This is a genomic window from Luteibacter rhizovicinus (assembly GCF_004342265.1).
GTDB lineage: Bacteria > Pseudomonadota > Gammaproteobacteria > Xanthomonadales > Rhodanobacteraceae > Luteibacter > Luteibacter rhizovicinus_B.
The window spans coordinates 620,175-643,916 of the sequence record NZ_SMCS01000002.1 but is presented as its reverse complement, the minus strand read 5'-3'; the positions used below and the strand labels follow the sequence as shown (position 1 = coordinate 643,916).

Sequence of the window (23,742 nt, the reverse complement as noted above, 5' to 3'; positions counted from 1 at the left end):
GTGCATCGGTCCCTTATCGGGATAGCCGGCGACGGCAATATGAACGTGCGGGTTTCGGGTCATCCGGCGATTGTCGCGGCCGCCCCGTTTTCATACAACCGACCTCTTCACATTTGGCCGCAGACCGTGCTGGTGGGTATGGAAGCGGCCCGTGTAGACTGCGTGAGCACGATTCCTTTTCTTACTCGCGTGGTTATCGCCTACATGCTCGATTCCCTGCTCGACTTTCTGGCCAATGGGCTCACCCGCGCAAGCTGGGTAAGCATGCTGGTCTACCTGCTCGTGGTGACGCAGCTCACGATCTTTACCGTGACGCTCTACTACCACCGCAGCCAGACCCATCGCGGCGTCGACTTCCACTGGACCCTCAACGGTTTCTTCCGTTTCTGGGGCTGGCTGACGACGGGCATGGTCGTGCGCGAATGGGTTGCGATTCACCGCAAGCACCACGCCAAGGTCGAGACCGAGGAAGATCCGCATAGCCCGCAGGTCTACGGCATCAAGAAGGTGTTCTGGGACGGCGTCTCGCTGTACCGCGAAGCCAGCTACAACAAGGCCGACATGGAGAAGTACGGCCGCGGCACCCCGGGCGACTGGATCGAGCGCAAGCTGCTCGGCGGTCATCCGTACTGGGGTCCGACGCTGATGGCATTCATCGACCTCGCGCTCTTCGGTGCGGCGGGTCTGGCGATCTGGGCCATCCAGATGATCTGGATCCCGTTCTGGGCCGCCGGCTTCGTCAACGGCATCGGTCACTGGTGGGGTTACCGCAACTTCGAAAGCTCCGACACCGCGACGAACATTTCGCCGTGGGGTTTCTGGATCGGCGGCGAAGAACTGCACAACAATCACCACGCGTTCCCGAGTTCGGCGAAGTTCGCCCTGCGCAAGTGGGAATTCGACATTGGCTGGGCTGCGATCTGCACGCTGCGTGCGGTTGGTCTGGCGAAGGTACTGCGTGTCGCGCCGACGCTGAACATCCGTCCGAACGTGCACCTGCCGGATGCCGAGACGCTGAAGGGCGTGCTTGCGCTTCGCTTCCAGGCTACGACCGACTACTACCGCGACGTCATTCTTCCGACGATGCGCGAGGAAGTCGGCCACGCTGGCGAGAACATGAAGGCAGTCCCGCGTCGCATGCGTCGCGCACTGGCCGATGGTGGCCGCTGGCTGGATCACGAAGGTCGCGAGCGCCTGCAGGCCGTCATGGCCAAGCGTCCGACGCTGACCACCGTCTGCGAATTCCGCGCCCGTCTGGTGGCGTTGATGGAGCAGCGCGGTGCGGACAACGCACTGAAGGCGCTCCAGCAGTGGATCGTCGAAGCGGAGCAGAGCGGCATCCGTTCGCTTCAGCAGTTCGCGCAGCGCCTGAAGGGGTACTCGGCGGTCGGCGCGTAAAGCGCCTTCCTCCGGAAGATCGAAAGCCCGCCTTCGTGGCGGGCTTTTTTTTACCCTGGACATGCCGGAGCGCGCTCCTACAAAAAACAAAAAAAGCGCACGCGTTGATATCAGTCCAGGAAACGGTAAGCGTCGTCGGCGGCCGGAAGCAGGCACGTGTCGCTCTTGCCGAAGATTCGGTAGCGGTGACGCGCGACGAATCGATACGCGAGGTCACGTGCGAATCGTGGTGTTACGGCGATCAGCCATCCGGCCACTTTCCAGCGACGCGCGCCGAGTTGCACGAGAATGCGCGCCAACGCGTCCGTGTCGGTATAGCCACGACCGCTTTCCAGTAGCAGGAACGATGCGGGATCGGCCGGATCCAACCCGTGTTCTTCGAGCAGTCGTTTGCCGGTCGCCGTCTGCATGGCTGCCAGGCGGAAGTGCGCATGATGGTCGTGCTTCAGAATGAAGCGTACCCATCGGCTACAGAGCAGGCATACGCCGTCGAAGACGATAATGTGCTGGTCAGTCATGGCGTTCCAGCCATCCGCGGTAGGCGACGAGCAGGCCGATCAGTGGCAGGGTTGCGTGGGTTTCGAAGCGGTAGCGTTCGCCTTCCGCCGAGCTGCGGGCGTTGATGCCGCGCAACCACGAGGGCGGAAGTCCGATGCCAAGTACCTGCATTGAGCGCAGTCGCCAGACGATCGCCCGATTTTCGACGACCAGTTCGAAATGCAGCGTGGCGGGCCCCAGGCGTTCGCGCAGGCAACCGTCGTGACGCGACGAGCGGTCGATGATCGAGCGCATGGTGCGGGTGGCGAAGCGGCGGGTCCAGTGCTCTAGAAGATGTTCGCGATGCAGCTGGAAATCGAGGGCAGCGGACGAGCCTGGCGCGGGCAGGCCTGAAACGCGTCTTACCAGTGCCGCCAGGCGCTTCGTCGAGCCATCGACGATGCTGTCGCCGCGCGCACTCAGGTCGCGGTCGTCGCCATGGAAATCGCGAACCGGCGCGGGCAGCGTGGCCCAGATTTCGTCGCCTATGAGTGACTGGAAAAGGCCGGGTGACATGTAAGGCTGTCCCTGATGCGCAGACCCCGATGGTCCCGCATCGGCACAAAAAACCCGCCACGAGGGCGGGTTTTTCGAAGATCGAATCGCCGGGCGATTACTTGATCTTGCCTTCCTTGTACAGCACGTGTTTCCGGACGACGGGATCATATTTCATGAATTCCATCTTTTCCGGCATGTTCTTCTTGTTCTTATCCGTGGTGTAGAAGTGACCCGTACCCGCGGAAGAAATCAGGCGATGCTTATCACGCTTACCAGCCATGTCTCATGCTCCTCAGATTTTCTCGCCACGGGCGCGGAGGTCGGCGATCACGGCCTCGATGCCCTTCTTGTCGATCGTGCGCAGCGCGTGATTGGAAACGCGCAGCTTGATCCAGCGGTTTTCGCTGGCAACCCAGAAGCGGCGCTCGTGCAGGTTCGGCAACCAGCGGCGACGGGTCCTGTTGTTAGCGTGCGAGACGTTGTTACCGGTCTGCACACCCTTGTTCGTTACTTGGCATCTACGGGCCATGATGACCTCCGTAATTCGTTTGACCACCCTTTGGCCAGGGTGGCATCGGCCCAGCGGCGAACAGGTCGCCACGCGATGGCTGGAGGGGGTAAAGCGTCCTCGCCGTAAGGCCCGCATCGCGTGGCGGACTTGCCCGAGGGATCGGGTCGGCATAGGGGAGCCGGGCATTCTCGCAGAATCCGACGTCCGGACGCAACCCGGGGCTGTGCGGCAGCAAGGGTTCTATGAAACAATCGACGTCTTTCGTATATCCGTCTTTCATTCATAAAAGCTTCCATTCTTAAGGGGTAAGCGCATGGCAGAGATCAACGCAAACGGCCAGGCAGGCCAGCCGCAGCTCGTGCTGCAGAAGATCTACGTAAAGGACGCGTCGTTCGAGGCACCGAACGCGCCCCAGGTCTTCCAGGAAATGGGCGAGAACGAGCAGCAGCCTCAGGTCCAGCTGAATCTGGGCCATAAGGCCGTCGACCTCGGCAACGACACGTTCGAAGTGGTCCTCAGCCTGACGCTTACCTGCAACCTCGGCGAGCGCACCGCGTATCTGGCCGAAGTGCACCAGGCCGGTATCTTCGGCATCGGTGGTTTCACCGACGAAGATCGCGACGGCATCCTCGGCAGCTACTGCCCGAACCTGCTGTTCCCGTACGCCCGTCAGATGGTGTCGTCGATGATTCAGGAAGGTGGCTTCCCGCCGTTCCTCCTGCAGCCGATCAACTTCGATGCGCTCTACGCCGCCCAGCAGAATGGCGGTACCGGCGCCGAAGAGACCCGCACGCTCAATAGCTGATCGATGACAACGCCCGATCATCCGGTCGTCGCCGTTCTCGGCGCCGGCTCCTGGGGCACGGCGCTTGCCGCGCTGCTGGCGCGTAACGACGTGCCCACTCGGCTGTGGGGGCGCGATGCCGTTGCCCTCGCCGCCATGGCGGAAACCGGGCGGAATGCCCGCTATCTGCCGGACCTGGACCTGCCGGCCGAGCTGACCTACGAGCCCGATCTGGCCACCGTGCTTCGCGGTGCCGGCGTCGTGCTTATCGTCGTTCCCAGTCACGCCTTCGCGTCGATGCTCGACGAGATCAAGCCACTGCTGGACGACGGTGCATCGATCTCGTGGGCAACCAAGGGTTTCGAGACGGGAACCGGCCGCTTCCTGCATGAAGTAGTGCAGGAAAAGCTCCCGGGCCGTGCGGCGGCCGTGGTGACCGGGCCGTCGTTCGCCCGTGAAGTGGCGGCGGGCCTGCCCAGCGCGGTTACCGTCCATTCGGACGACGCGGACTTCGCGCAGTTGCTCGCCACGATGCTCCACGCACCGAATTTTCGCGCCTACACCGGTAGCGACATCCTGGGTGCGGAGCTCGGTGGCGCCATGAAAAACGTGCTGGCCGTCGCGACGGGTGTCGCGGACGGCATGGAACTTGGCCTCAATGCCCGCGCCGGCCTCATCACGCGCGGCATGAACGAGATGCTGCGCCTCGGTGTGGCCCTCGGTGCCCGGGCGGAAACCCTCATGGGTCTGGCCGGTCTGGGTGACCTCGTCCTGACCTGTACGGGCGATCTGTCCCGCAATCGCCGGCTCGGTCTCGCTCTTGGGCGGGGCATTCCGCTGGACCAGGCTGTCCGCGAGATCGGCCAGGTGGTCGAAAGCGTGGTCACCGCCGACGAAGTGGCCCGTCTCGCCGCCAAGCACCAGCTCGACCTGCCCATCGCGGCGGGGGTCCGGGCCGTGCTGCATGGCGAGGTCACGCCGGTAGAAGGGCTGCGCGCCTTGATGGCCCGCGAGCGCAAACCGGAATATCCGGCCAATCTGTTCGGCGCCTCGCCGGCCTGATCGTCCGTTGGCGACGCAGGGCTTGCCCGCGTCGCTGAACCGTGCCGGTCCGGATGTGCCAAAACAGGAAATAGTCCTACAAGGCTTGACGTCCGCCCCTGCTAAGCTTCTTGTTTTGGTCGCGCAGGCGGATCGAAACGGATGCACCAGCCGGACGACAAACGGAGTCGCTTCGAGGCTTCGGCCGGACAGGCGGAATCGCTACCTGTGGCATGGCGCCGGGCGCTGGACGCGTCGGCACAGGTGCGTTCGTCCGATCGGGTCGTCCTGGGCTTCTTCCTCGAGGCCGTCAACGACGCCCACGAGCCGTCGGCCCATCTGGACGTCGCTCCGGTCCTGCTTACCGTCAGCGCGGAAGGTCGCTATACGCGGCCGACGCCGCTGGACAGCAAGCACTTGCTGCACGCATCGCTCAGCGCTTCCGAGCAGCGTCTTGCCGCCACGGTGCTGGGGCTGCCGCAAACCCTGCGCAAGAGTCGTAGCTATGCCCGGTTCGCCGGGTCGCTGGGCGATTCCCTGCTTACCGAAATCCTCGACACGGCGCCATGCTTCTTCGGCGGCGTGGCCGGGCTGCACCTGTCGCGCGGCAAGTCGCATCCGCTGAGCTGGCGCTGGCATCTGGAGAACGACGGCAGTCAGAAGCTGCTGCCCGTCGTCCCGCACAGCCAGCGCCTGCTCCGCGTGGGGGCGCTATGGTTCCTCGACGCCGAGCACGCCGAAGTCGGTCAGCTGGAAGGTGCCAGGGAGGAAAGCGAGTGGCTCGACCTGCCGCCGCTGCCGCCCGAAAACAGCGGCATTTTCCGCAGCACCCTGGCGAGCACGCCGCTCGCCGCGCGCATGCCGGCCCCCCAGGTATTCGAAGACATGCGGCGCGCCGAGCTTTCGCCGCGGCCGGTCCTCGTGCTGCATGCGCTCACCCGTCACGCGCGCCTGGCGGCCGGTACGCCGCCGCTGGCATACGGTCGTCTCGCCTTCGACTATGCGGGCGAGCGCCTGCCCGGTCGTGGCGGCGAGCCGCTGGTGCGGCGTATACGGAACGGAACATTGCTCGAAATCACGCGCCGCCGCGCGGAAGAGCTCGCCTCCATGGAGCATCTGGAGACCGCCGGCCTTAATCCCGCCGTGGATACGGAAGGCCTGCCCTGGGACATGGCCGACACGTTGCCCGACGATGCGTGGCTCTTTCCGGGTAAGGGCTACGCGGGCGCGTTGGAGGTCAACACGCCGGCGCGATGGCTCGCGCTGCGGCCGAAGCTGGAAGCCGACGGCTTCGTGCTGGAGTACGCGCCGAGTTTCCCGTTCGAAGTGCTCGAAGGCCCCGTGCGCTGGTATGGCCGCGCCGCCGAAGACGATAAAGACCAGGCCTTCGATCTGGAAATCGGTATCGAGGTCGAAGGGCAGCGCGTCAACCTGCTTCCCGCCGTGGCCCAGGCGCTGGCCGAAAATCAGCTCAGCCTGAGCCCCGCGCCGAACGAGGCCGAGGACTCGGTGTGGTACGCCCCGGTCGACGAACGACGTCGCGTGCCCGTCCGGCTGAAGGAGCTGCGCGGCCTGCTCGCGCCGCTGGCGGAATATCTCGAGCGCCCGCGTCAGCAGCTGCATTTGCCGCGCGTGCAGGCGGGGCGTCTGGAAGAACTGGTTCAGGCGCTGCCGTCCGGCGGTTCCTTCGAAGCGCCCGAGCGATTGCGCGGTTTCACGCGCCGTCTGCGCGAAGCGGCCGAGCGCGCCAGCGATGCGGTGCCCGCGGGTCTGCGCGCGGAGCTTCGCCCGTATCAACGCGACGGCCTGCGCTGGATGAACGCGCTTGCCGAAGCTGGTACCGGTGGCGTCCTCGCCGACGACATGGGCCTGGGCAAGACGTTGCAGCTCATCACGCATCTGCTCGCGCTGAAGGAAAGCGGTTCGCTGAATTCGCCGGCACTGGTAGTGGTGCCGACAAGTCTCGTTCCCAACTGGGTGGCCGAAGTTGCGCGGTTCGCGCCCGACCTCCGTCTGCTGGCGCTGCACGGACCGCAGCGCGCCGAAACCTTCACGCGTATCGCGGAGCACGACGTCATTCTCACGACGTATGCGTTGCTTCCGCGCGATGTCGACGCACTCAAGAAACAATCGTTCGCGCTGGTCGTGCTGGACGAAGCGCAGCAGGTAAAAAACCCGCGCACGCAGGCGCGTCGCGCGTTGCTCGCGCTGCAGGCGCCGCGCTGTCTGTGCCTTACCGGCACGCCGCTTGAAAATCATCTCGGCGAACTATGGTCGCAGGTCGATCTCGCCGTACCGGGTCTGCTGGGCGACGAGGGCGCATTCCGGCGCCACTACCGCGTGCCTATCGAGCGGCAACAGGATGTCGACTGCCAGGAGCGGCTGAACCGGCGCATCGCGCCCTTCATCCTCCGCCGCACGAAGGGTCAGGTGGCCTCCGAGTTGCCGGCGAAAACGGAAATCACGAGACGCGTCGTGATGGAGCCGCGTCAGCGCGATCTTTACGAAAGCCTGCGTCTTTCGCTGGCCGAAGAACTGCGCGAAGTCATCGCGCAACGCGGCATCGCGCACAGCGGCATTGTCGTACTCGATGCGCTGCTGAAGCTCCGTCAGGTGTGCTGCGATCCGCGACTCGTGAAACTGGAAGCGGCGCGTGGCGTGCGCGAATCGGCGAAGTTCGAATTGCTGATGGACATGCTGCCCGCGCTGCTCGCCGAGGGGCGACGTGTATTGCTCTTCAGTCAGTTCACGGAAATGCTGAAGCTGATCGCGGTCGAGCTCGATCGCCGTCGCCTGAGTTACGTGATGCTCACCGGCGAAACGCGCGATCGCGCCGAACCCGTGGAGCGGTTCCAGAACGGGGAGGTTCCGATGTTCCTGCTGTCGCTGAAGGCAGGCGGCGTGGGTCTCAATCTCACCGCGGCGGACACGGTTATTCACTACGACCCGTGGTGGAATCCGGCGGCCGAAGCGCAGGCCAGCGACCGCGCGCATCGCATCGGCCAGGACAAGCCGGTCTTCGTGTATCGCCTTATTACGGCGGGTACGGTGGAAGAGCGCATCGAAGAACTGAAAGCGCGTAAGGCGGAGCTGGCGGAAGCCGTCCTCGAAGGCGGCGGCAGTCGCGAGAGGCTCAGCTTCGACGAAAGCGACCTGGACGCGCTGCTGGCGCCGGCGCAGTAATAGCTACCACCAGTTCTGCCGCGACCGTGACACTGTGGGAGCGCGCCTGCGCGCGAAAGCCTACGGAGCGGTAAGGATGAAGGTTGCATCCGCAGCCCGAAGATCGAGCTTGCGGATGTGGGTATCCGGCTTCCTTGCCCTGTTGGCTTTCGCGCGCAGGCGCGCTCCCACAGAGAGCGTCGCGGAAAGCCCGGCCATCAGCGCTTAAGCAGCGAACGCCCCGATTCGACGACCGCGAGCGCGGCGCCGCCGACGAGGCCCGGTTCCGGATTCATGATGGCCTGGGTGGGTACTTTTTCCATGGTGTCGCGGAAGCGGCCCTTGGCTTCGAAGCGTTCGCGGAAGTGACCGCGTTCCAGCCACGGCAGCAGGATCGGGATCATGCCGCCGGTGAGATAAACGCCGTTCCACGCACCGAGAGTCAGCACCAGATCGCCGGCGACGCTGCCGAAGATACCGGCGAACGTTTCGACGGCGCGTACGCACATCGGACAGGTGTCGGCCTTGGCGCGGTCGGTGACGTCTTCAGGCGTCAGATCTTCGGCCTTCTGGCCCGCGATTTCGCAGATCGCGCTGTACAGGTTGACGAGTCCGGCGCCGCAGATCAGGCGCTCGTTCGACACGCGGCCGTAGCGCAGATTCAGCACCTTGAGGATTTCGATGTCCTCGGCCGTATGCGCGGCGAAACCGGCATGACCGCCTTCGGTCTGCAGCACGCTGACTTTTTCGCCGCGGATCAGCAGGCCGCCGACGCCGAGACCCGTACCCGGGCCCACCACGACGAACGTCTGTTCCTCGTCGCTGCCAATTTTCGGCAGGGGCGGCGCGCCGACCTGAACCAGGTCGTTGCCCTTAAGCAGCATCACGGCCATGCTCTGCGCCGCGAAGTCGTTGACCAGATGTACCCACTCGAGATCGAGCTCGGCGGCGGTTTTCTTCGCCGAAATCGCCCAGGGGTTGTTCGTGACCTTCACGGTCTCGCCATCGTCGATACGACCGGCCGCAGCGATGATCGCGCGATCGGCGTTATGGCCGGTTTCCTTGAAATATTCACGTGCCGCGTGGGTAAGCGACTCGTAATCCTTCACGCGGTAACGCTTGACGGTATCCAGGAGCAGGGGCTGCTCAAGGGATGGGTCCGCTATGCCGAAGCGAACATTGGTGCCGCCGAGATCGGCGAGCAGGGTCTTCGCCGAAGCGCTACCGTTGACCATTATCGAGAACCTGTCATGTCACTGAGCCCGCAAGGGTGCCTTGGGCGGGGCCTGACGTCTAGTGACAATTCCGGTGGCGCGCCCTGGACGGTCGGTGGACCGCTTCGAGTCCCATCGCTGGAGCCTACACTTGGACGTAAACGATTACATCGGCAGAATACCGGATTGTCCCGACAAAGTGCAGGCTCCCATGCCGCGCCGGTTACGGGTTTTACGATGATGCGGCGTTACGCGGTGCGGGCGTCTACGGAGAAGAAGATGGCTGGTGTTCGGCTCGATAAGGTACGCAAGGTTTACCCGAACGGGCACGTTGCCGTCGCCGAAGCCAGTTTCGACATCGCCGATGGCGAGTTGCTGGTCCTCGTCGGTCCTTCCGGCTGCGGCAAGACGACGTTGCTGCGCATGATCGCCGGCCTGGAATCCATTTCGGGCGGCGAACTGTGGATCGGGGACCGCGTCGTCAACGACGTGGCACCGAAGGATCGCGACATCGCGATGGTGTTCCAGAATTACGCCCTGTATCCGCACATGACGGTGCAGGAAAACCTCGGCTTCGGTCTGCGTCTGCGTGGCCAGCCGAAAGAAGAAATCGATCGTCGCGTCGCCGAAGCGTCCGACATGCTCGGTCTCAACGAACGCCTGTCTTCCAAGCCCGCCGCGCTGTCGGGCGGACAGCGTCAGCGCGTGGCGCTGGGGCGTGCCATGGTGCGCGATCCGGCGGTTTTCCTGCTGGACGAGCCGCTTTCCAACCTGGACGCGAAGCTGCGTCTTTCGACGCGCGTCGAAATCGCGCGCATCCATCGTCGTGTCGGCGCCACCATGATCTACGTCACGCACGACCAGATCGAAGCGATGACGCTCGGTCAGCGCATCGTGGTGCTCAATGGCGGCGTGATCCAGCAGCTCGACACACCGATGAATCTCTACAACAAGCCGGTGAATCTTTTCGTTGCGGGCTTCCTCGGCAGTCCCGCGATGAATCTTTTCCACGGCACGCTTCGTCGTGCCGATGGCCTGAGTTTGCAGATGGCCGAAGGCACGGTGTCGCTGGGCGTGACGTCCGACGCGCTTGCCGCGTACGTCGACAAGCCGGTCATCGTCGGCGTGCGTCCGGAAGATCTGCAACTTGCCGAAGCGAACGGCGTGGCAACGCGACTGCACGCGCACCTGGAAGTCGTCGAGCCCGTCGGCAACGAAATCTTCCTCAACATGCGTTACGCCGGTGGCGAAATCGTGTCGCGCGCGCCGCCGCATTCCGTCGTGCAGCCGGGTACCGATGTGGCGCTGGGCTTCGCCGCCGAGCGGCTGCATTTCTTCGATCCCGAAACAACGTGTCGCATCGACATTTGAGAAACATGGGCGCCATGTGTTGTAAATAGGAATGATTCTCAATACCATGTGAAGAAGACGCCTTTCTGCGATCTTCTTTCCTACCCATCAACCCCGGTCGCCAGCCGGAGGCCAGGCCTCCTTCGCAAGCCCCCCGATTCGTGCAAAGGCACGATTGCGAAGGACTTCCTGTGCTCCAGAAAACCACACTGGCCGCGCTTGTGTGCGCGGTGCTCGGCGGCTCCCCGTCCGCGTACGCCGCGGATACGGCGCCTTCCACCGACGATACGCAGCAGTTGCCGCGCATCACGGTCACCGCCATCGGTTCGGCGTTCCGTTTCGACGTGCCCGCCACGGTATCGGTTATCGACCGGGAAACGATGGATCGCCATCTGGTGGTCGATATCCGCGACCTGGTGCGTTACGAGCCGGGCGTGTCGGCTATCGGTGCCGCGGGACGATGGGGCCTGGACAGCTTCAGCATCCGCGGTCTGGACGGCAATCGCGTCAACATCCAGACCGACGGCGTCGCCACGGCGAATTCGTTCGGCTTCTCCACCACCGGTATGCGTGCGGGCCGCGACTTCATCGATCTCGATTCGGTGAAAAGCGTCGAGATAGCGCGTGGTCCGGCCTCCGCTCTCGATCCTTCCGATGCGTTGGGTGGCACCGTTCGTTACGTGACACGCGATCCCGCCGATTACCTGCGCGACGGACGCGATACTTATGTTTCGGTGAAAGAGCAGTACAGCAGCGCGGATCGCGGCCTGGGCACGTCGCTTACGCTGGCCGGCGGCGATAAGCGCAACGGTATCGTCTTCGTCGCAAACCATCGCGAAGCCAGTGCGACGAACAACAAAGGCGACGTAGACACGACGAATTATCTGCGCACGCGGCCCGATCCGATGTCGTCGACGACGAACAGCGTGCTTGGAAAGTACGTGCATACCGCCGACTCGGGTCGCGAAGATCGCGTCACGGTCGATGTGTTCCGTAATAAGGTGAACACGCATATCTACAGCGCGATGAATCAGGCGACCGGCACTACTCGCCTGCTGGACGACCGCGCCGAAGACACGTCGTCGCGTATCCGCGGTTCGTTCGAACAGCGCTACGCCAATCTCGATACGACGCTGGTCGATCGCATCGAATGGAATGTGTACTGGCAAAAGACCGAAACCGAGTCGACCACCCATACGCTGGCAAACGTGCCGTCGCGCGGAGCGACCTACGATCGCCTGTATCTGAGCAACCTCGACGAGCGTCTCTTCGGCGGCAAGGCCACGCTGTTCAAGTCGGTGACCGGCGATGCCGTCGAACATCGCATCGCCTACGGTATCGAAGTGTCGCGTACGACCCCCACGGGCCAGCTGGGTGGTCAGGGACGCGATACGCGTACGGGCGTCGTTTCCAGCAATACGCCGTACATGCCGGAAAACTATCCGCTGCGTTTCTTCCCGAAGAACGACACGGACCGTTATGCCGTGTTCGCTCAGGACGAGATGTCGTTCCTCAACGGACGCCTGCGCGTGACGCCGGGCGTGCGCGTCGATCGCTACTCCTTCAAGCCGGACGAGAACGACAGCTACTACAAGAGCTCGTTCGTGCAGAGCGGCCTGACCGACGTAAAGAAGAGTCGTGTGTCGCCCAAGCTTGGCGTCGAGTATGCCGTGACGGATGCGATCAGTGCGTACGCGCAGTATTCGCAGGGATTCCGGCCGCCGCTGTACAGCGAGCTGGCTGTCGCGTGGGGTACGCCGCGTGCGTACGGCATCATCCCGAATCCCGGTCTGAAACCCGAAACCAGCAAGGGCATCGAACTGGGTGTGCGCGGTACGGGCGAACTCGGTTACTTCACCGCCAACGTCTATTACAACCGGTACAAGAACTTCATCTTCGGCGGTTACACGCTCGATCGTTCGCAGTGGCCGCAATGGGCCCTCGATCAGAACCTGTTGATCGTGATGCAGGCGGTCAACTTCCCCAAGGCGACGATCAAGGGCGCGGAAGCGACGGCGGGACTCAACCTGGGTGCGCTCAATAGCTCGCTTGCCGGCTGGAAACTCGAAGGCAGCCTCAGTGCCGCGCGCGGCGACAAGACGGTCATCGGCCAGACCGGCACATCGCCGCTCAACAGCGTCGATCCGGCATCGGCCGTGCTCGGTATTTCCTATGACGCAAAAGCGTGGGGCGTCGAACTGATTGGTAAGGCGGTGCGCCGGAAAGATCGTCTGGACGCGACGTCGCTGTTCTCGGCGCCGGGCTACGCGACGATCGATCTCTACGCGCACTGGACGCCGATCGGCTCGGTGGAACTGGCCGCGGGCGTCAGCAACATCGCCGACCGGCGCTACTGGGACTGGGGCGCCCTGCACGGCGGTGTGCTCGCCAACGTTGCCAGCGGTGGCGGTGTCGACGATACGCAGCAGCGCACGGCCCAGATCGAGCGCCTGACCATGCCGGGCCGGTCGTTCAACGTGTCCGCCCGTTACAGCTTCTGAGGAGACGAACCATGCTCGAGAACACGAATGCCATACCCACTCCGGTCGATATTCCCAGTCTGCGTACGGGCTGGCTGCGCCTTCGCCAGGATGAGCCGCTGCTGCGTGCCCGCGATGTTGCCGCCCGTCTGGGCGTGAGCGAAGGCGAACTTGTCGCCAGTCGCTGCGGCGACGGCGTCATCCGGTTGGAGGGCACGTTCGCCGATCTGATCCGCGACCTGCCGTCGCTCGGCCGCGTGATGGTGCTCACACGCAACGATTACTGCGTGCACGAAAAGAAAGGGCAGTACGACAACGTCGATGCCAGCGGCAGTATGGGTATCGTGCTCGCGGAGGATATCGACTTGCGGTTGTTCTTCCGTCACTGGCACTTCGGTTTCGCCGTTCGCGAAACCTCGCGCGGTCGCGAACTGGAAAGTCTGCAGTTCTTCGATGGCGACGGGCGTGCCGTGCACAAGGTCTATCTCACCGAAGGCACCGACCGTTCGGCATGGCGTGCGTTGGTGCATCGTTATACGGCGGCGGTGCAGTCGCCGTTGCTTGAGCTGGTCGACGTGGCCGATCCGCTGCCTTCGCGCCGGCCCGATGCCGAAGTGAATGTCGACTCGCTGCGCGACGGCTGGCGTGCACTGCGCGATCCCCACGATTTCTTCGCTCTGCTGAAACGTCACCAGACCACGCGCACGCAAGCCCTGCGACTGGTCGGCGACGAGTTCGCGCAGCGCGTCGACAATGGCTCGATGCGGAGCATGCTCGAGGGCGCGGCGGCTACCGAAGTACCGCTGATGATTTTCGTCGGATCGCCGGGTGTCGTGCAGATCCACACGGGGCCGGTGAAGAACATCAAGGTCGCCGATCCCTGGTTGAATGTGCTGGACGAAGGCTTCAACCTGCATCTGCGCGAGGGGCGCATCGTCGAATCGTGGGTGGTGCGCAAGCCGGTGCCCGAAGGCGTCGTTACGTCGCTGGAACTTTACGCGGAAGACGGTACGCAGATCGCGCAGGTCTTCGGCAAGCGCAAGCCCGGCGTTCCAGAACGCGACGACTGGCGCGCGCTGCTCGCCGGTCTGGAGCGTGTGTCGTGAGCCGGCGGTGGCTGGCGGCATGTCTCGTCGTTGCGTCGATGGCCGCAACGACGGTGTCGGCGGCGACGCGTTTCGTCTCGCTGGGTGGCGATATCACCGAAACCGTCTACGCGTTGCACGCCGAGGACGGACTCCTGGCGACGGATACGACGAGCCAGTGGCCGGATGCCGCGGCGCGTCTGCCGAAAGTCGGCTATTTGCGTCAGCTGAGTGCCGAGGGTGTGCTCTCCCTGCATCCGCAGTTGATCCTTGCCACGCACGATGCCGGTCCGGCGACCGCGGTCGCCCAGCTGCGCGATGCCGGCGTGCGGATGGAGCTGTTGCCGGTCTCGCGGACACCGGCCGACGTCACCGCGAAGATCCTCGCGATCGGCAAAGTGCTCGGTCGCGAGACAGAAGCCGCCGCGCTGGCGCGCGATGTGGATGTGCGCTTCGCCGCGCTGGCGAAATCCGTTGCGGCGATGCCGCGTCATCCGCGCGCGATCTTCCTGATGTCGACGGGAAGCGGCAGTCCGATGGCGGCCGGTCGCGATACCGCGGCGGATCGCGCACTGGCGCTGGCGGGTGGGCATAACGCTATCGATTCGTTCGCCGGTTACAAGGCGGTGTCGCCCGAAGCAATGGTTGCACTGGCGCCGGACGTCATCGTGCTCATGCACGAACGCGAAGAAGACGTGGGTGGTGTCGACGGTGTGCTGGCGATGCCAGGCATCGCGCAGACGCCCGCGGGCCGCGCGCGGCGCATCGTTTTCGTCGACGGGCAGGCGTTGCTCGGCTTCGGTCCGCGCACGGCAGAAACGGCGCAGGCATTGCAGGCGCAATGGGCGGCATATAAGCCATGAACGCGATTCCGTTGCCGAGGGCTACGCGGCACGGAAGCCGTCGCTGGAGTCTGCCGCTGCTGGGCCTGCTGCTTTCGGGAACGGCGTTGTGGAGTCTGACGACGGGCGCCATGGACGTGCCGGCGCGCGAAGTCGCCGGTGCCATTGGCCGCTGGTTCGCGGGCGCGGATGCTATCGGGGACGACCGCGTTGTTCTCATGCTGCGCCTGCCTCGTCTGTTGCTTGGCGTCATCGTGGGTGCGTCGCTGGCTAGCAGCGGCGCGACCATGCAGGGCCTGTTCCGCAATCCGCTCGCCGACCCCGGATTGATCGGTGTTTCCGCCGGCGCGGCGCTGGGCGCCGTCGCCGCCATCGTGCTCGGCGGGTCGGGGCACAGCGGTGCGAGCAGTTTCGTCATCGCGGCGTGCGCCTTCGTCGGCGGCCTCGTCACGACCGGTATCGTCTATGGCATCGGGCGCAGGCGCCCGGGTGTCGCCAACCTGCTGCTCGCGGGTGTCGCCATCAATGCCATCGCGATGGCCGGCGTGGGACTGCTCACGTTTCTCGCCAACGAGAACCAGCTACGCGATCTGACGTTCTGGTCGCTGGGTAGCCTGGGCGGTGCCGACTGGATGCGGCTTGGCGTGGTCGCGCCATGGATCGTCGTTCCACTGGTTCTGCTTCCGCGTGTGGCGCGGGCATTGAACGCCATGTTGCTTGGCGAAAACGAGGCATCGCTTCTCGGCTTCCGGCCAGAGCGTCTTCAGCCCGTGCTGATTCTGCTGGTCGCTCTCGCGGTGGGTGCGTCCGTCGCCATGACGGGTGTCGTCGGCTTCGTCGGGCTGGTCGTACCGCATCTTCTGCGCATGGTCTGGGGCCCCGATCATCGCCTGCTGCTTCCCGCCTCCGCGATCGGCGGTGCAGCGTTGCTGGTGGCGGCGGACACGCTGGCGCGATCGGTGGTCGCTCCCGCCGAATTGCCGATCGGTGTGCTGACGGCCATCGTCGGCGGTCCGTTCTTTTTCTGGCTTCTGCTGCGCAATCGCGTCGGCGAGGGTGTGCAATGACTAAGCCGGACGCGGAACGTGGCGTGCTTCGTTGCAGGGGCGTGGACGTCGTGCGAGGCGCACGGACGATCATTGCCGAAGCGAACCTCGTGGCCCGGCCGGGTCGCGTGCTGGTACTTGTCGGCCCGAACGGTGCCGGCAAAAGCAGCTTGCTGAACGTGCTTTCCGGGCTGTTGCCGCCAGCGGCGGGCAGTGTGACGCTGGATGACGTGGCACTGGGTGCGTGGCCGACCCGTGACCTGGCGCGCCGGCGAGCCATGCTTTCGCAACGCGTCCAGCTGACGTTCGGTTTTTCCGTCGAAGAAGTGGTTTCACTGGGCCGCAGTCCGCATACGCCGAACGAAGCGCGCGACCGCGCCATCGTCGACGCGGCGCTTCGCGCCGCGCATGCCTGGGCGTTTCGTGGACGGAATTTCCTCGAACTCTCCGGCGGCGAGCAGCAGCGCGTGCAACTGGCGCGAGTGCTTGCCCAGATATGGGATGCCGCCGACGAAGGCGCCTGGCTGATGCTGGACGAACCGGAGGCCGGACTGGACATCGCGCACCAGCACTTCATTCTTCGCCGCGCGCGCGAACTGGCGGCGGCGGGCTTCGGCGTGATCGCGGTGCTGCACGATCTGAACCTCGCGGCGCGCTACGCCGACGACATAGCCGTGATCGCCTGTGGCCGCATCCTGCGCCAGGGCACGCCCGAGACGGCCCTCGATCCCCCGATGCTCTCGGAGGTCTACGGCATTTCGCTGGAACGCCGGGCCCACGACCCTACCGGCTGGACGATCGTGCCCAGCTAGCCTGCGACGCCCTGTCGCCCACGCGGATGGCGGGGCGGGGGTAAAATGGGCGGATCGCTCCCCCATCGAGGCACGCCCCATGACCTTTCCCGCCGTTCGTATGCGCCGTATGCGCCGCGATGCCTTCTCCCGCGCTCTCATGCGCGAGAACGTGCTGACGACCGCCGACCTGATCATGGTCGCATTCGTGGTGGAAGGTGAGGGCGTCCGCCAGCCGGTGCCGTCGATGCCGGGCGTGGATCGGCTGTCGATCGACGAACTGCTGAAGCTGGGCGAGGAATGCGTGAATCTGGGCATTCCGGCGCTGGCACTGTTCCCGTCCGTCGACGGATCGGTGAAGACCGAGGATGCCCGCGAGGCGTGGAATCCGCAGGGACTGTTCCAGCGCGCCACCCGGGCACTGAAAGAGCGTTTCCCCGAGTTGGGCCTGATCGGCGACGTTGCCCTCGACCCCTACACCACGCACGGTCAGGACGGCCTGATCGACGAGACCGGCTATGTGATGAACGAGCCGACCGTCGAGGCGCTGATCAAGATGTCGCTGGCCCAGGCCGAGGCGGGCATGGACTTCGTCGCCCCCTCGGACATGATGGACGGCCGTATCGGCGCCATTCGCGAGGCGCTGGAGGACGAGGGCTACATCCATACCCGCATCCTGGCTTATTCGGCGAAGTACGCGTCGAGCTTCTATGGCCCGTTCCGCGATGCGGTGGGTTCCTCGGCCAACCTGGGCAAGGGCAACAAGCACACCTACCAGATGGACGTGGGCAACAGCGACGAAGCGCTGCGCGAAGTGGAGCTGGATATCGCGGAAGGTGCCGATGCCGTGATGGTCAAACCCGGCCTGCCGTATCTGGATGTCGTCCGCCGCGTGAAGGACACCTTCGGTGTGCCGACCTTCGTGTACCAGGTCAGTGGCGAGTACGCGATGATCAAGGCCGCCGCGCAGAACGGCTGGCTCGACGAGCGCGCGGTGGTCATGGAATCGCTGCTGGCGATGAAGCGCGCCGGTGCCGATGCCATCCTGACGTATTTCGCGGTCGACGTGGCACGCTGGCTGAAAGGCTGACTGTCCTGTTTGTAAGAGCGCGCTTGAGCGCGCTCTTACACGGCTTCGGCTGAACATCCGCGTCAAAGAGCTGTTTTTCGCAAAACGCCACCCATCCCTGCATGACATAATCCCGGGCGATCGTCAGGGAGTGCGTGCATGGAAAACCATGATTTCTTGAAGACCGCTGTCGTCTTCCTTCTCGCGACGGTCATCGCCGTGCCGCTCACCAAACGCTTCCGGCTCGGTGCGGTGCTGGGGTATCTGCTCGCCGGCGTCGTCATCGGACCGTCGGCGCTTGGTCTGGTCAGCGATACGGCGGGCGTTGCCGAGATCTCCGATTTCGGCGTCGTGCTGATGCTGTTCGTCATCGGCCTCGAACTCTCGCCATCGCGCCTGTGGGTCATGCGGCGCGCCGTATTCGGCAGCGGCCTGCTCCAGGTCGCGGTCTGCGCCATCGCGCTGGGCACGATGGGCTACCTCCTGTTCGGCCTGACCTGGAAGGCCGCGGTTATCGTCGGCGGCAGTCTGGCTCTTTCGTCGACGGCCTTCGGCCTGCAGATCCTTGCCGAGCGCAAGGAGGCCGGTTCCGCCTATGGCCGTCAGGCGTTCGCGATCCTGCTGTTCCAGGACCTGGCGGCTATCCCGCTTATCGCCGCCGTGCCGCTGCTCGGGGGCGCCGTCGCCCGCGATGCCCACGGGCCGGACATCATGAACGTGCTGAAGGTCGTGGGCGTGATCGTCGCCGTGATCGTCGGCGGCCGGCTGGTGTTGCGTCATGTCTTCCGCTTCGTGGCGCGCGCCAAGAGCACCGAGGTGTTCACCGCTACGGCGCTGCTCGTCGTCATGGGTACGGCGTGGCTGATGGAGGTTGCAGGGGTCTCCACGACACTCGGCGCTTTCCTCGCCGGTCTGCTCCTGGCCGATTCCGAATACCGCCACGAACTCGAATCGAACATCGAGCCGTTCAAGGGGTTGCTGCTGGGCCTGTTCTTCGTCAGCGTGGGCATGTCCGTCGATCTGGCGCTGCTGGCATCCAAACCGTTGCTGGTCCTCGGCATGGTGGGACTGCTGCTGGCGGTGAAGGCCATCCTGATCTGGCCGCTCGGCCGCATCGTCGGCTCGCTTACGAACGGCGACTCGCTCCGGCTCGCGGCCATTCTCGCCAGCGGCGGCGAATTCGCGTTCGTCATCCTGAACCTGGCTCAGCAGAACCGGTTGATCAACGATAGCCAGCGCGGCCTGATGGTGATGGCGATTTCGCTGTCGATGGCGTTGACGCCCGTGCTGGTGATCGCGGCGTCGAAACTGGTTCACGAGAAGGCGAAAAAACCCGACCGGGAGTTCGACGAAATCCAGGCCGACACCCCCCAGGTCATCATTGCGGGTTTCGGCCGCATGGGTCAGATCGTCGCCCGTCTGCTGCGCGCGCAGGGCATCCAGTTCGTGGCGCTGGAGAGTTCGGTCGAACAGGTGGATACCTCGCGGCGCTTCGGCGGCACGTCCCTGTTCTTCGGCGATCCCGCCCGTCCCGAAATGTTGCGCGCCGCGCAGGCGGACAAGGCCAAGGTCTTCGTCATCGCCACCGACGACCCCGAGGCGAACATCCGTACCGCGCGTCTCGTCCGGCGCCAGTACCCGCACCTGAAGATTGTGGCCCGCGCCCGTAACCGTCAGCACGCGTTTCGTCTGATGGACATCGGCGTCGACGATCCGGTGCGCGAGACCTTCTATTCGAGCCTGAAGATGACTCGGAACGTACTCGTGTCACTGGGTTTTTCGGAGTCGATCGCGCAGGACCGCATCGACCGTTTCAAGAAGCAGGACGAACAGCTGCTGCGCTCGCAATACCTCGTCTACGACGACGAAGCGGCGTTGATTCAGTCGTCGAGGGACGCCCTGGTCGACCTCCAGCAATTGTTCGAGGCCGACTCGGCGGAAGAGCGCGAGCGCGAACGGAAAGCCTGACGCGCGCTTCCTTTTAGGTGAGCGACTACTCCGAAGGCTGCGCCGGTTGGCGCAGCGTCTGCCGCACGCTGGGGATCGCGTTGTTACGCGCGCCGAGTTCGTGCGCGATATCCACGAAACCAAGATGCCGCGCGACATCGGCCGCCGTCCGTCCGAAGGCGTCGGCCGCACCGCGATCGGCACCGCGCGTCATCAGGACGCGCGCAGGCGGTAGCAGCGCATGCATGGCGCACGCGTGCAATGCGCTTACGCCGCGCTGGTCCGCATGTTCGATGCGCGCACCGGCATCCAGCATCGCCGGAAGCAAGGCGCCCAGATGCGTGGCGTCGGCCGCGCTGCCGGGCCGCATGTGTGCGCCCAGCAGCAGGAGCAGGGGCGTCTTCCCTTCGCGGTCGACTTTATTCACGTCGGAGCCGTGACGGATCAGCAGGTCCAGCAGCCGGCGCGCGCGCAGACTGTCCGTGCCGCCGAAGCAATACTGTGCGGCGGCATGCAGCGCAGTGTGTCCGTGCGCATCTTCCGCATTGCTGTCCGCGCCCGCGGCCAGCAGTGTCTCCACGATCTCGGGATAGCCGAGCGTGGCGGCGATCATCAGTGCCGTGGCCTCGCCGGGCAGGCGCTGGTCCACCGGTACCTTGTGCTCGATCAGCAGATCGACGATGCCGTCGCGACGCGCGTTGACCGCGGCGGCGAGCGGCGTCACGCCACTGCCGGCGGTGGTCGTGGCATCGGCACCCGCGGCAAGCAGGTGAGCGGCGACGTCGCGCTGACCGGCGCCGCAGGCGCGCAACAACGCGGTCGCGCCCTGGGGATCGCGCGTGTCGACGGCGAATCCGAGTTCCAGCAACCGGTCGATGGCGTGGGTATCGCCAGCCGCCGCGGCGACCGGAAGATCGTCGGCGCGCAGCGCGCGACGCGGCAGCGGCCATTGCGGCCAGGTCAGCCAGCGCTCGACGTCGCCGTGGCCGATGCCGAGCCCAAAGGGCGTCTCGCCATTGACGTCGGTCGCTTCCGGATCGGCACCGTGGGAAACCAGCAGCCGCACCAGCGGAAGACTGTCGTCGCCCTGTTCGAGCGCGGCATGCAACGGCGTGCGGCCGCCGGTATCGCGCGCATTCGGATTCGTGCCGCGGGCGAGCAGCGCGCCCAGCAGAGTGGCCCGGCCGGTGGCGGCGGCCATATGCACCGGCGTGCGGCCGCGGCTGTCCGCACCGAAGGGATCGGCGCCCGCTTCGAGCATGGCCATCGTCAGCCGGTCGTCGTTGCCTTCCATCCGGCAGATGGCGTGTCCCAACAGGCCCGTACCGGCTGGCGTCGCGCCCGCGCGCATCAGCTGGAACAGCGCGTCGGCCGCATTGGGAAGCTGCGTCAGCAGCGCATCGAAGAGGCGACGACCGAGTTGCGGCGCCGTGTCGTCGTCCAGGCTGGTCGGCGCCAGCCGCGCTTCGGCCGACAGGCCGTGGTCCAGCAGCCAGCGTCGCGCCGCATCCAGGCCCGTGCCGCTGAGGTCGACATACAGTCCCGCGAGTTCGTCCTGCGGCCATTCGCGAACGCGTGCGGAGAACGTCGACGCCACGGCCCAGTGACCGAAACGCAGTGCATCGAGGAGATGGGTCGGCGAATCGGCGCCCGCCTCGGGCATGACCGCTTCGCTAAGAGATGTCGGCAGCGGCGTATCCGGGTCCAGTAGCGCGACCAGGTCCCAGCGGCCGGTCGAGGCGGCATGGTCCAGTGCGCTGCGTCCATCGCCGCCGGCTTCCTTCGGCTGTGCGCCAAGGGCGAGAAGCGCGCGAATGGTTGCCGCTTGCGCACGCGACGACTGGCAGGCCAGCGTGAGCGCATCGCGTCCGTGGCTGTCCCGCGCACGGGCATTCGCCTGCGCCTCGGCCAGCAACTGGACGATACCGTGCGCACCGGCGCGCGCGGCTTCCATCAGCGGCGTGGTGCCGTTGCGATCGGCGATATTCGGATCGGCGTTGGCCAGGCATAGCGCGCGCACGATCTGTTCGTGACCTTCTCCCGCGGCGACCAGCAAAGCGGTGCGACCCTGCGCGCCCGTCGCATTCACCGGCGCTTTGTGCCGAAGCAGCAGCTTCACGCCTTCCGCGTCGTCGTCGGCGATACCCGCGGCCGCGACGAGGGCCGGCTCCGCATCGGCGACAGCCGGACGTGCACCGTGTTCGAGAAGGAAGCGTGCGATCGTCCAGTTCGCCGCGCGACACGCGATCACGAGCGGCGTCGCACCGGCGGCGTTGACCGCACTCACCGGAGCGCCCGCGTCCAGCAGCATCGCTGCCACGATAGGCTCCGCGCTGAGGACCGCGCCATGCAGCGCCGTATTGCCTTCGGCATCCGTCCCGGCGGCATTCGCGCCATTCGCAAGCAGGGTCAGCACCGAGTCCGGACGACCGTGCCAGCTGTCCCGCGTCGCGGCGAGCAGTGGCGTGACGCCACCTTGCGCGCGATTGACGTCTGCCCCGCGCGCGATCAGCGAGCGCAGCAGGCGAGGATCGGGCAGCAGCGCGGCTAGCGTAAGGACCGGCCGCTGGTCCCGATCGCCGGGTTCCGCTGCGGTATCCGGATCGGAGCCCGCTTCGACGAGTGCGATAGCGCGTTCGATATCGCCGGCGCGCACGGCGGCCAGCAGCTCCGCTTCGCGCTGGCCCGGCTGGATCTCTTCCGCCGTCAGTACGAGAGGCGGGCGTTCGGCGATCGGTGCCGGTTTGGAAGCCGGTGGTTTATCGGTGGCGGCATGCCCGCGGATATGGCCGCGACGATCGCAGAGCAGGGCGCGCAGGGTGCGATTGGCAATGACCATGCAGGCCAGCGGCAACAGGACAACGCCGTAAATCGCCAGCGCGGCGATGCGCATCTCCGAAGGGAGTACGCCGTAGAGTCCGCTGAGCGCGACGGCGCAGAAGGCAAGTACCAGCAAGCCGAGCGCGGCGGGAATGAAGTGCGAGAAGAAGCGCTCTTCCGCCGAAAGGTGTCGCCCGAACGCGACGCTGCGCGCGATGGCCGTGAAGATCCAGGAGCCTTCGCCACTGTGTTCCGGATAGGCGTCGTCCCAGAGGAACAGCAGCCCGAACGCGGGCCATACCCGCCACAACGAAGCGAGCGCGACCACCAGCGTGGCAGCCAGCAGCAACGCGGCGCCAAGGCTGGGTGCCTGCGTGAGTTTCAGCAAAGGCCATGCGACCAGCACGAAGACCACGAACGTATACGCCGTGAACATCACGACATGGGCGGAGCCGCGTCGCAGCATCGTCCTGATGAAACTCGTTTCGGGGTCGAAGCCTATGGCATGGCATATCGCGCCCATCGCCAGCGCATTGGCCAGCAAGAGCGGAATCAGCGCTAGCGGATGCGCGGAAAATCCGGCACACGCCACGGCGGCGAGGGCGGGCAGGAACCAGAGCAGCGCTTTGTGCAGCGGCGGGCGACGACGTTTGGGATTGGCCATGCGCCGCAGTATACGTAGCGTATGGGGCCTTCGCGGTAACGTCGTGTTAACCGCCGTTGCACATCGGCGACATGAACGGCCGGCGATTAAACGCGGGCAACGTCCTCATCGATGTTCAGCTCGCGATTGTGGTTCTGCTGGTTGCCGACGCTGAGCATTTCGTTGGGCGGCGACTGCAGATGCCAGCCGTCCCTGCCGAGGGCGTCGAGCACGCGGTCGGTGTCCTCGTTCGGCAGCTTTCGATTGGGCGTGAGTTCGACCTCCAGCACGAAGCGAAGGTCCCCCAAAAGCAGGGCGAGCGGTTCGGGCAGCAGGTCGTAGCCCTCGCGACGCGAGAGCCATACGTACGTGCCGGGTTTGCGCTGACTGGCGTAGACGAAACAATGCATGGGCTTCGGTCTCGCGGACGGCTCGGCATTCCATGCTACCAGCGGGTCCGCGCGCATGTGTGTGCGTTCGACACCGATATTTGGGGTTTGTTGCACCAGCACTTGCAAAATTTA

The 23,742-nt window shown here is 65.2% G+C and carries 19 protein-coding genes; 12 read left to right on the top strand and 7 right to left on the bottom strand.

What is annotated here, in order from left to right; all coding sequences use genetic code 11:
* Positions 1-204: 204 nt before the first annotated feature.
* The gene (locus EC912_RS06960) at positions 205-1,398 is read left to right on the top strand and encodes a DesA family fatty acid desaturase (protein ID WP_132142852.1); all 1,194 of its coding nucleotides are present in this window, start codon (positions 205-207) and stop codon (positions 1,396-1,398) included.
* Positions 1,399-1,508: 110 nt separating this feature from the next.
* Here EC912_RS06960 and EC912_RS06955 read toward each other — a convergent pair whose 3' ends face one another.
* The 4 genes from EC912_RS06955 to rpmB all read right to left on the bottom strand — a co-directional run bounded on the left by EC912_RS06955 (position 1,509) and on the right by rpmB (position 2,962).
* Positions 1,509-1,916, bottom strand: coding sequence for a thiol-disulfide oxidoreductase DCC family protein (locus tag EC912_RS06955; protein ID WP_132142410.1), 408 nt, complete (start codon positions 1,914-1,916; stop codon positions 1,509-1,511).
* Positions 1,909-2,451: a DUF4166 domain-containing protein gene (locus EC912_RS06950; RefSeq protein ID WP_165973529.1), complete on the bottom strand. Its 543-nt coding sequence runs from the start codon at positions 2,449-2,451 to the stop codon at positions 1,909-1,911. The genes EC912_RS06955 and EC912_RS06950 overlap by 8 nt, the downstream gene beginning before the upstream one ends.
* Before the next feature lie 97 nt (positions 2,452-2,548).
* A complete protein-coding gene (rpmG, locus tag EC912_RS06945) occupies positions 2,549-2,713 on the bottom strand; it encodes a 50S ribosomal protein L33 (protein WP_132142408.1) in 165 nt (54 codons plus the stop codon).
* Positions 2,714-2,725: 12 nt separating this feature from the next.
* On the bottom strand, positions 2,726-2,962 hold the full coding sequence (rpmB, locus tag EC912_RS06940) for a 50S ribosomal protein L28 (RefSeq protein WP_132142407.1): 237 nt from the start codon (positions 2,960-2,962) through the stop codon (positions 2,726-2,728).
* A gap of 295 nt (positions 2,963-3,257) precedes the next feature.
* Here rpmB and secB point away from each other — a divergent pair, with 295 nt between their 5' ends.
* The 3 genes from secB to EC912_RS06925 all read left to right on the top strand — a co-directional run bounded on the left by secB (position 3,258) and on the right by EC912_RS06925 (position 7,952).
* Entirely contained in the window at positions 3,258-3,749 is a 492-nt protein-coding gene (secB, locus tag EC912_RS06935) for a protein-export chaperone SecB (RefSeq protein WP_132142406.1), read from the top strand.
* A gap of 3 nt (positions 3,750-3,752) precedes the next feature.
* Positions 3,753-4,790 (top strand): NAD(P)H-dependent glycerol-3-phosphate dehydrogenase, encoded by a 1,038-nt coding sequence (locus tag EC912_RS06930; RefSeq protein ID WP_132142405.1) that lies wholly within the window; start codon positions 3,753-3,755, stop codon positions 4,788-4,790.
* Positions 4,791-4,931: 141 nt separating this feature from the next.
* Positions 4,932-7,952 carry a DEAD/DEAH box helicase gene (locus tag EC912_RS06925; RefSeq protein WP_132142404.1) on the top strand — a complete coding sequence of 1,007 codons (3,021 nt, stop codon included), beginning with the start codon at positions 4,932-4,934 and terminating at the stop codon, positions 7,950-7,952.
* A 197-nt stretch (positions 7,953-8,149) separates the two neighbouring features.
* On the opposite strand, the gene glk is transcribed toward EC912_RS06925, so the two are convergent.
* Complete coding sequence (glk, locus tag EC912_RS06920) at positions 8,150-9,166, bottom strand: glucokinase (protein ID WP_132142403.1); 1,017 nt, start codon at positions 9,164-9,166, stop codon at positions 8,150-8,152.
* A gap of 258 nt (positions 9,167-9,424) precedes the next feature.
* Between glk and EC912_RS06915 the strand changes: the two genes are divergently transcribed.
* The 8 genes from EC912_RS06915 (at position 9,425) to EC912_RS06880 (ending at position 19,776) form a co-directional block, all read left to right on the top strand.
* Positions 9,425-10,516, top strand: a complete 1,092-nt coding sequence (locus EC912_RS06915; protein ID WP_132142402.1) for an ABC transporter ATP-binding protein — start codon at positions 9,425-9,427, stop codon at positions 10,514-10,516.
* Between the two features lie 170 nt (positions 10,517-10,686).
* Entirely contained in the window at positions 10,687-12,996 is a 2,310-nt protein-coding gene (locus EC912_RS06910; RefSeq protein WP_165973528.1) for a TonB-dependent hemoglobin/transferrin/lactoferrin family receptor, read from the top strand.
* An 11-nt stretch (positions 12,997-13,007) separates the two neighbouring features.
* On the top strand, positions 13,008-14,081 hold the full coding sequence (locus tag EC912_RS06905) for a hemin-degrading factor (RefSeq protein ID WP_132142400.1): 1,074 nt from the start codon (positions 13,008-13,010) through the stop codon (positions 14,079-14,081).
* Complete coding sequence (locus EC912_RS06900) at positions 14,078-14,923, top strand: heme/hemin ABC transporter substrate-binding protein (RefSeq protein ID WP_132142399.1); 846 nt, start codon at positions 14,078-14,080, stop codon at positions 14,921-14,923. Before EC912_RS06905 ends, EC912_RS06900 begins: the two co-directional genes overlap by 4 nt.
* Entirely contained in the window at positions 14,920-15,969 is a 1,050-nt protein-coding gene (locus tag EC912_RS06895; protein ID WP_132142398.1) for a FecCD family ABC transporter permease, read from the top strand. Before EC912_RS06900 ends, EC912_RS06895 begins: the two co-directional genes overlap by 4 nt.
* Positions 15,966-16,760, top strand: coding sequence for a heme ABC transporter ATP-binding protein (locus EC912_RS06890; protein WP_132142397.1), 795 nt, complete (start codon positions 15,966-15,968; stop codon positions 16,758-16,760). The genes EC912_RS06895 and EC912_RS06890 overlap by 4 nt, the downstream gene beginning before the upstream one ends.
* A gap of 79 nt (positions 16,761-16,839) precedes the next feature.
* Positions 16,840-17,829 (top strand): porphobilinogen synthase, encoded by a 990-nt coding sequence (hemB, locus tag EC912_RS06885; RefSeq protein ID WP_132142396.1) that lies wholly within the window; start codon positions 16,840-16,842, stop codon positions 17,827-17,829.
* 138 nt (positions 17,830-17,967) lie between these two features.
* A complete protein-coding gene (locus tag EC912_RS06880; RefSeq protein ID WP_132142395.1) occupies positions 17,968-19,776 on the top strand; it encodes a monovalent cation:proton antiporter-2 (CPA2) family protein in 1,809 nt (602 codons plus the stop codon).
* Positions 19,777-19,801: 25 nt separating this feature from the next.
* Here EC912_RS06880 and EC912_RS06875 read toward each other — a convergent pair whose 3' ends face one another.
* Positions 19,802-23,239 carry an ankyrin repeat domain-containing protein gene (locus EC912_RS06875; RefSeq protein ID WP_132142394.1) on the bottom strand — a complete coding sequence of 1,146 codons (3,438 nt, stop codon included), beginning with the start codon at positions 23,237-23,239 and terminating at the stop codon, positions 19,802-19,804.
* A gap of 86 nt (positions 23,240-23,325) precedes the next feature.
* Positions 23,326-23,628 carry a YcgL domain-containing protein gene (locus tag EC912_RS06870; RefSeq protein ID WP_132142393.1) on the bottom strand — a complete coding sequence of 101 codons (303 nt, stop codon included), beginning with the start codon at positions 23,626-23,628 and terminating at the stop codon, positions 23,326-23,328.
* Between the last annotated feature and the right edge of the window lie 114 nt (positions 23,629-23,742).

What these genes read in the sequence shown, in the direction of transcription:
- EC912_RS06960 (WP_132142852.1), top strand. Translation starts at nt 205, where the DNA reads ATGCTCGATTCCCTGCTCGACTTTCTGGCCAATGGGCTCACCCGCGCA.
- EC912_RS06955 (WP_132142410.1), bottom strand. Translation starts at nt 1,916, where the DNA reads ATGACTGACCAGCACATTATCGTCTTCGACGGCGTATGCCTGCTCTGT.
- EC912_RS06950 (WP_165973529.1), bottom strand. Translation starts at nt 2,451, where the DNA reads ATGTCACCCGGCCTTTTCCAGTCACTCATAGGCGACGAAATCTGGGCC.
- rpmG (WP_132142408.1), bottom strand. Translation starts at nt 2,713, where the DNA reads ATGGCTGGTAAGCGTGATAAGCATCGCCTGATTTCTTCCGCGGGTACG.
- rpmB (WP_132142407.1), bottom strand. Translation starts at nt 2,962, where the DNA reads ATGGCCCGTAGATGCCAAGTAACGAACAAGGGTGTGCAGACCGGTAAC.
- secB (WP_132142406.1), top strand. Translation starts at nt 3,258, where the DNA reads ATGGCAGAGATCAACGCAAACGGCCAGGCAGGCCAGCCGCAGCTCGTG.
- EC912_RS06930 (WP_132142405.1), top strand. Translation starts at nt 3,753, where the DNA reads ATGACAACGCCCGATCATCCGGTCGTCGCCGTTCTCGGCGCCGGCTCC.
- EC912_RS06925 (WP_132142404.1), top strand. Translation starts at nt 4,932, where the DNA reads ATGCACCAGCCGGACGACAAACGGAGTCGCTTCGAGGCTTCGGCCGGA.
- glk (WP_132142403.1), bottom strand. Translation starts at nt 9,166, where the DNA reads ATGGTCAACGGTAGCGCTTCGGCGAAGACCCTGCTCGCCGATCTCGGC.
- EC912_RS06915 (WP_132142402.1), top strand. Translation starts at nt 9,425, where the DNA reads ATGGCTGGTGTTCGGCTCGATAAGGTACGCAAGGTTTACCCGAACGGG.
- EC912_RS06905 (WP_132142400.1), top strand. Translation starts at nt 13,008, where the DNA reads ATGCTCGAGAACACGAATGCCATACCCACTCCGGTCGATATTCCCAGT.
- EC912_RS06895 (WP_132142398.1), top strand. Translation starts at nt 14,920, where the DNA reads ATGAACGCGATTCCGTTGCCGAGGGCTACGCGGCACGGAAGCCGTCGC.
- EC912_RS06890 (WP_132142397.1), top strand. Translation starts at nt 15,966, where the DNA reads ATGACTAAGCCGGACGCGGAACGTGGCGTGCTTCGTTGCAGGGGCGTG.
- hemB (WP_132142396.1), top strand. Translation starts at nt 16,840, where the DNA reads ATGACCTTTCCCGCCGTTCGTATGCGCCGTATGCGCCGCGATGCCTTC.
- EC912_RS06880 (WP_132142395.1), top strand. Translation starts at nt 17,968, where the DNA reads ATGGAAAACCATGATTTCTTGAAGACCGCTGTCGTCTTCCTTCTCGCG.
- EC912_RS06875 (WP_132142394.1), bottom strand. Translation starts at nt 23,239, where the DNA reads ATGGCCAATCCCAAACGTCGTCGCCCGCCGCTGCACAAAGCGCTGCTC.
- EC912_RS06870 (WP_132142393.1), bottom strand. Translation starts at nt 23,628, where the DNA reads ATGCATTGTTTCGTCTACGCCAGTCAGCGCAAACCCGGCACGTACGTA.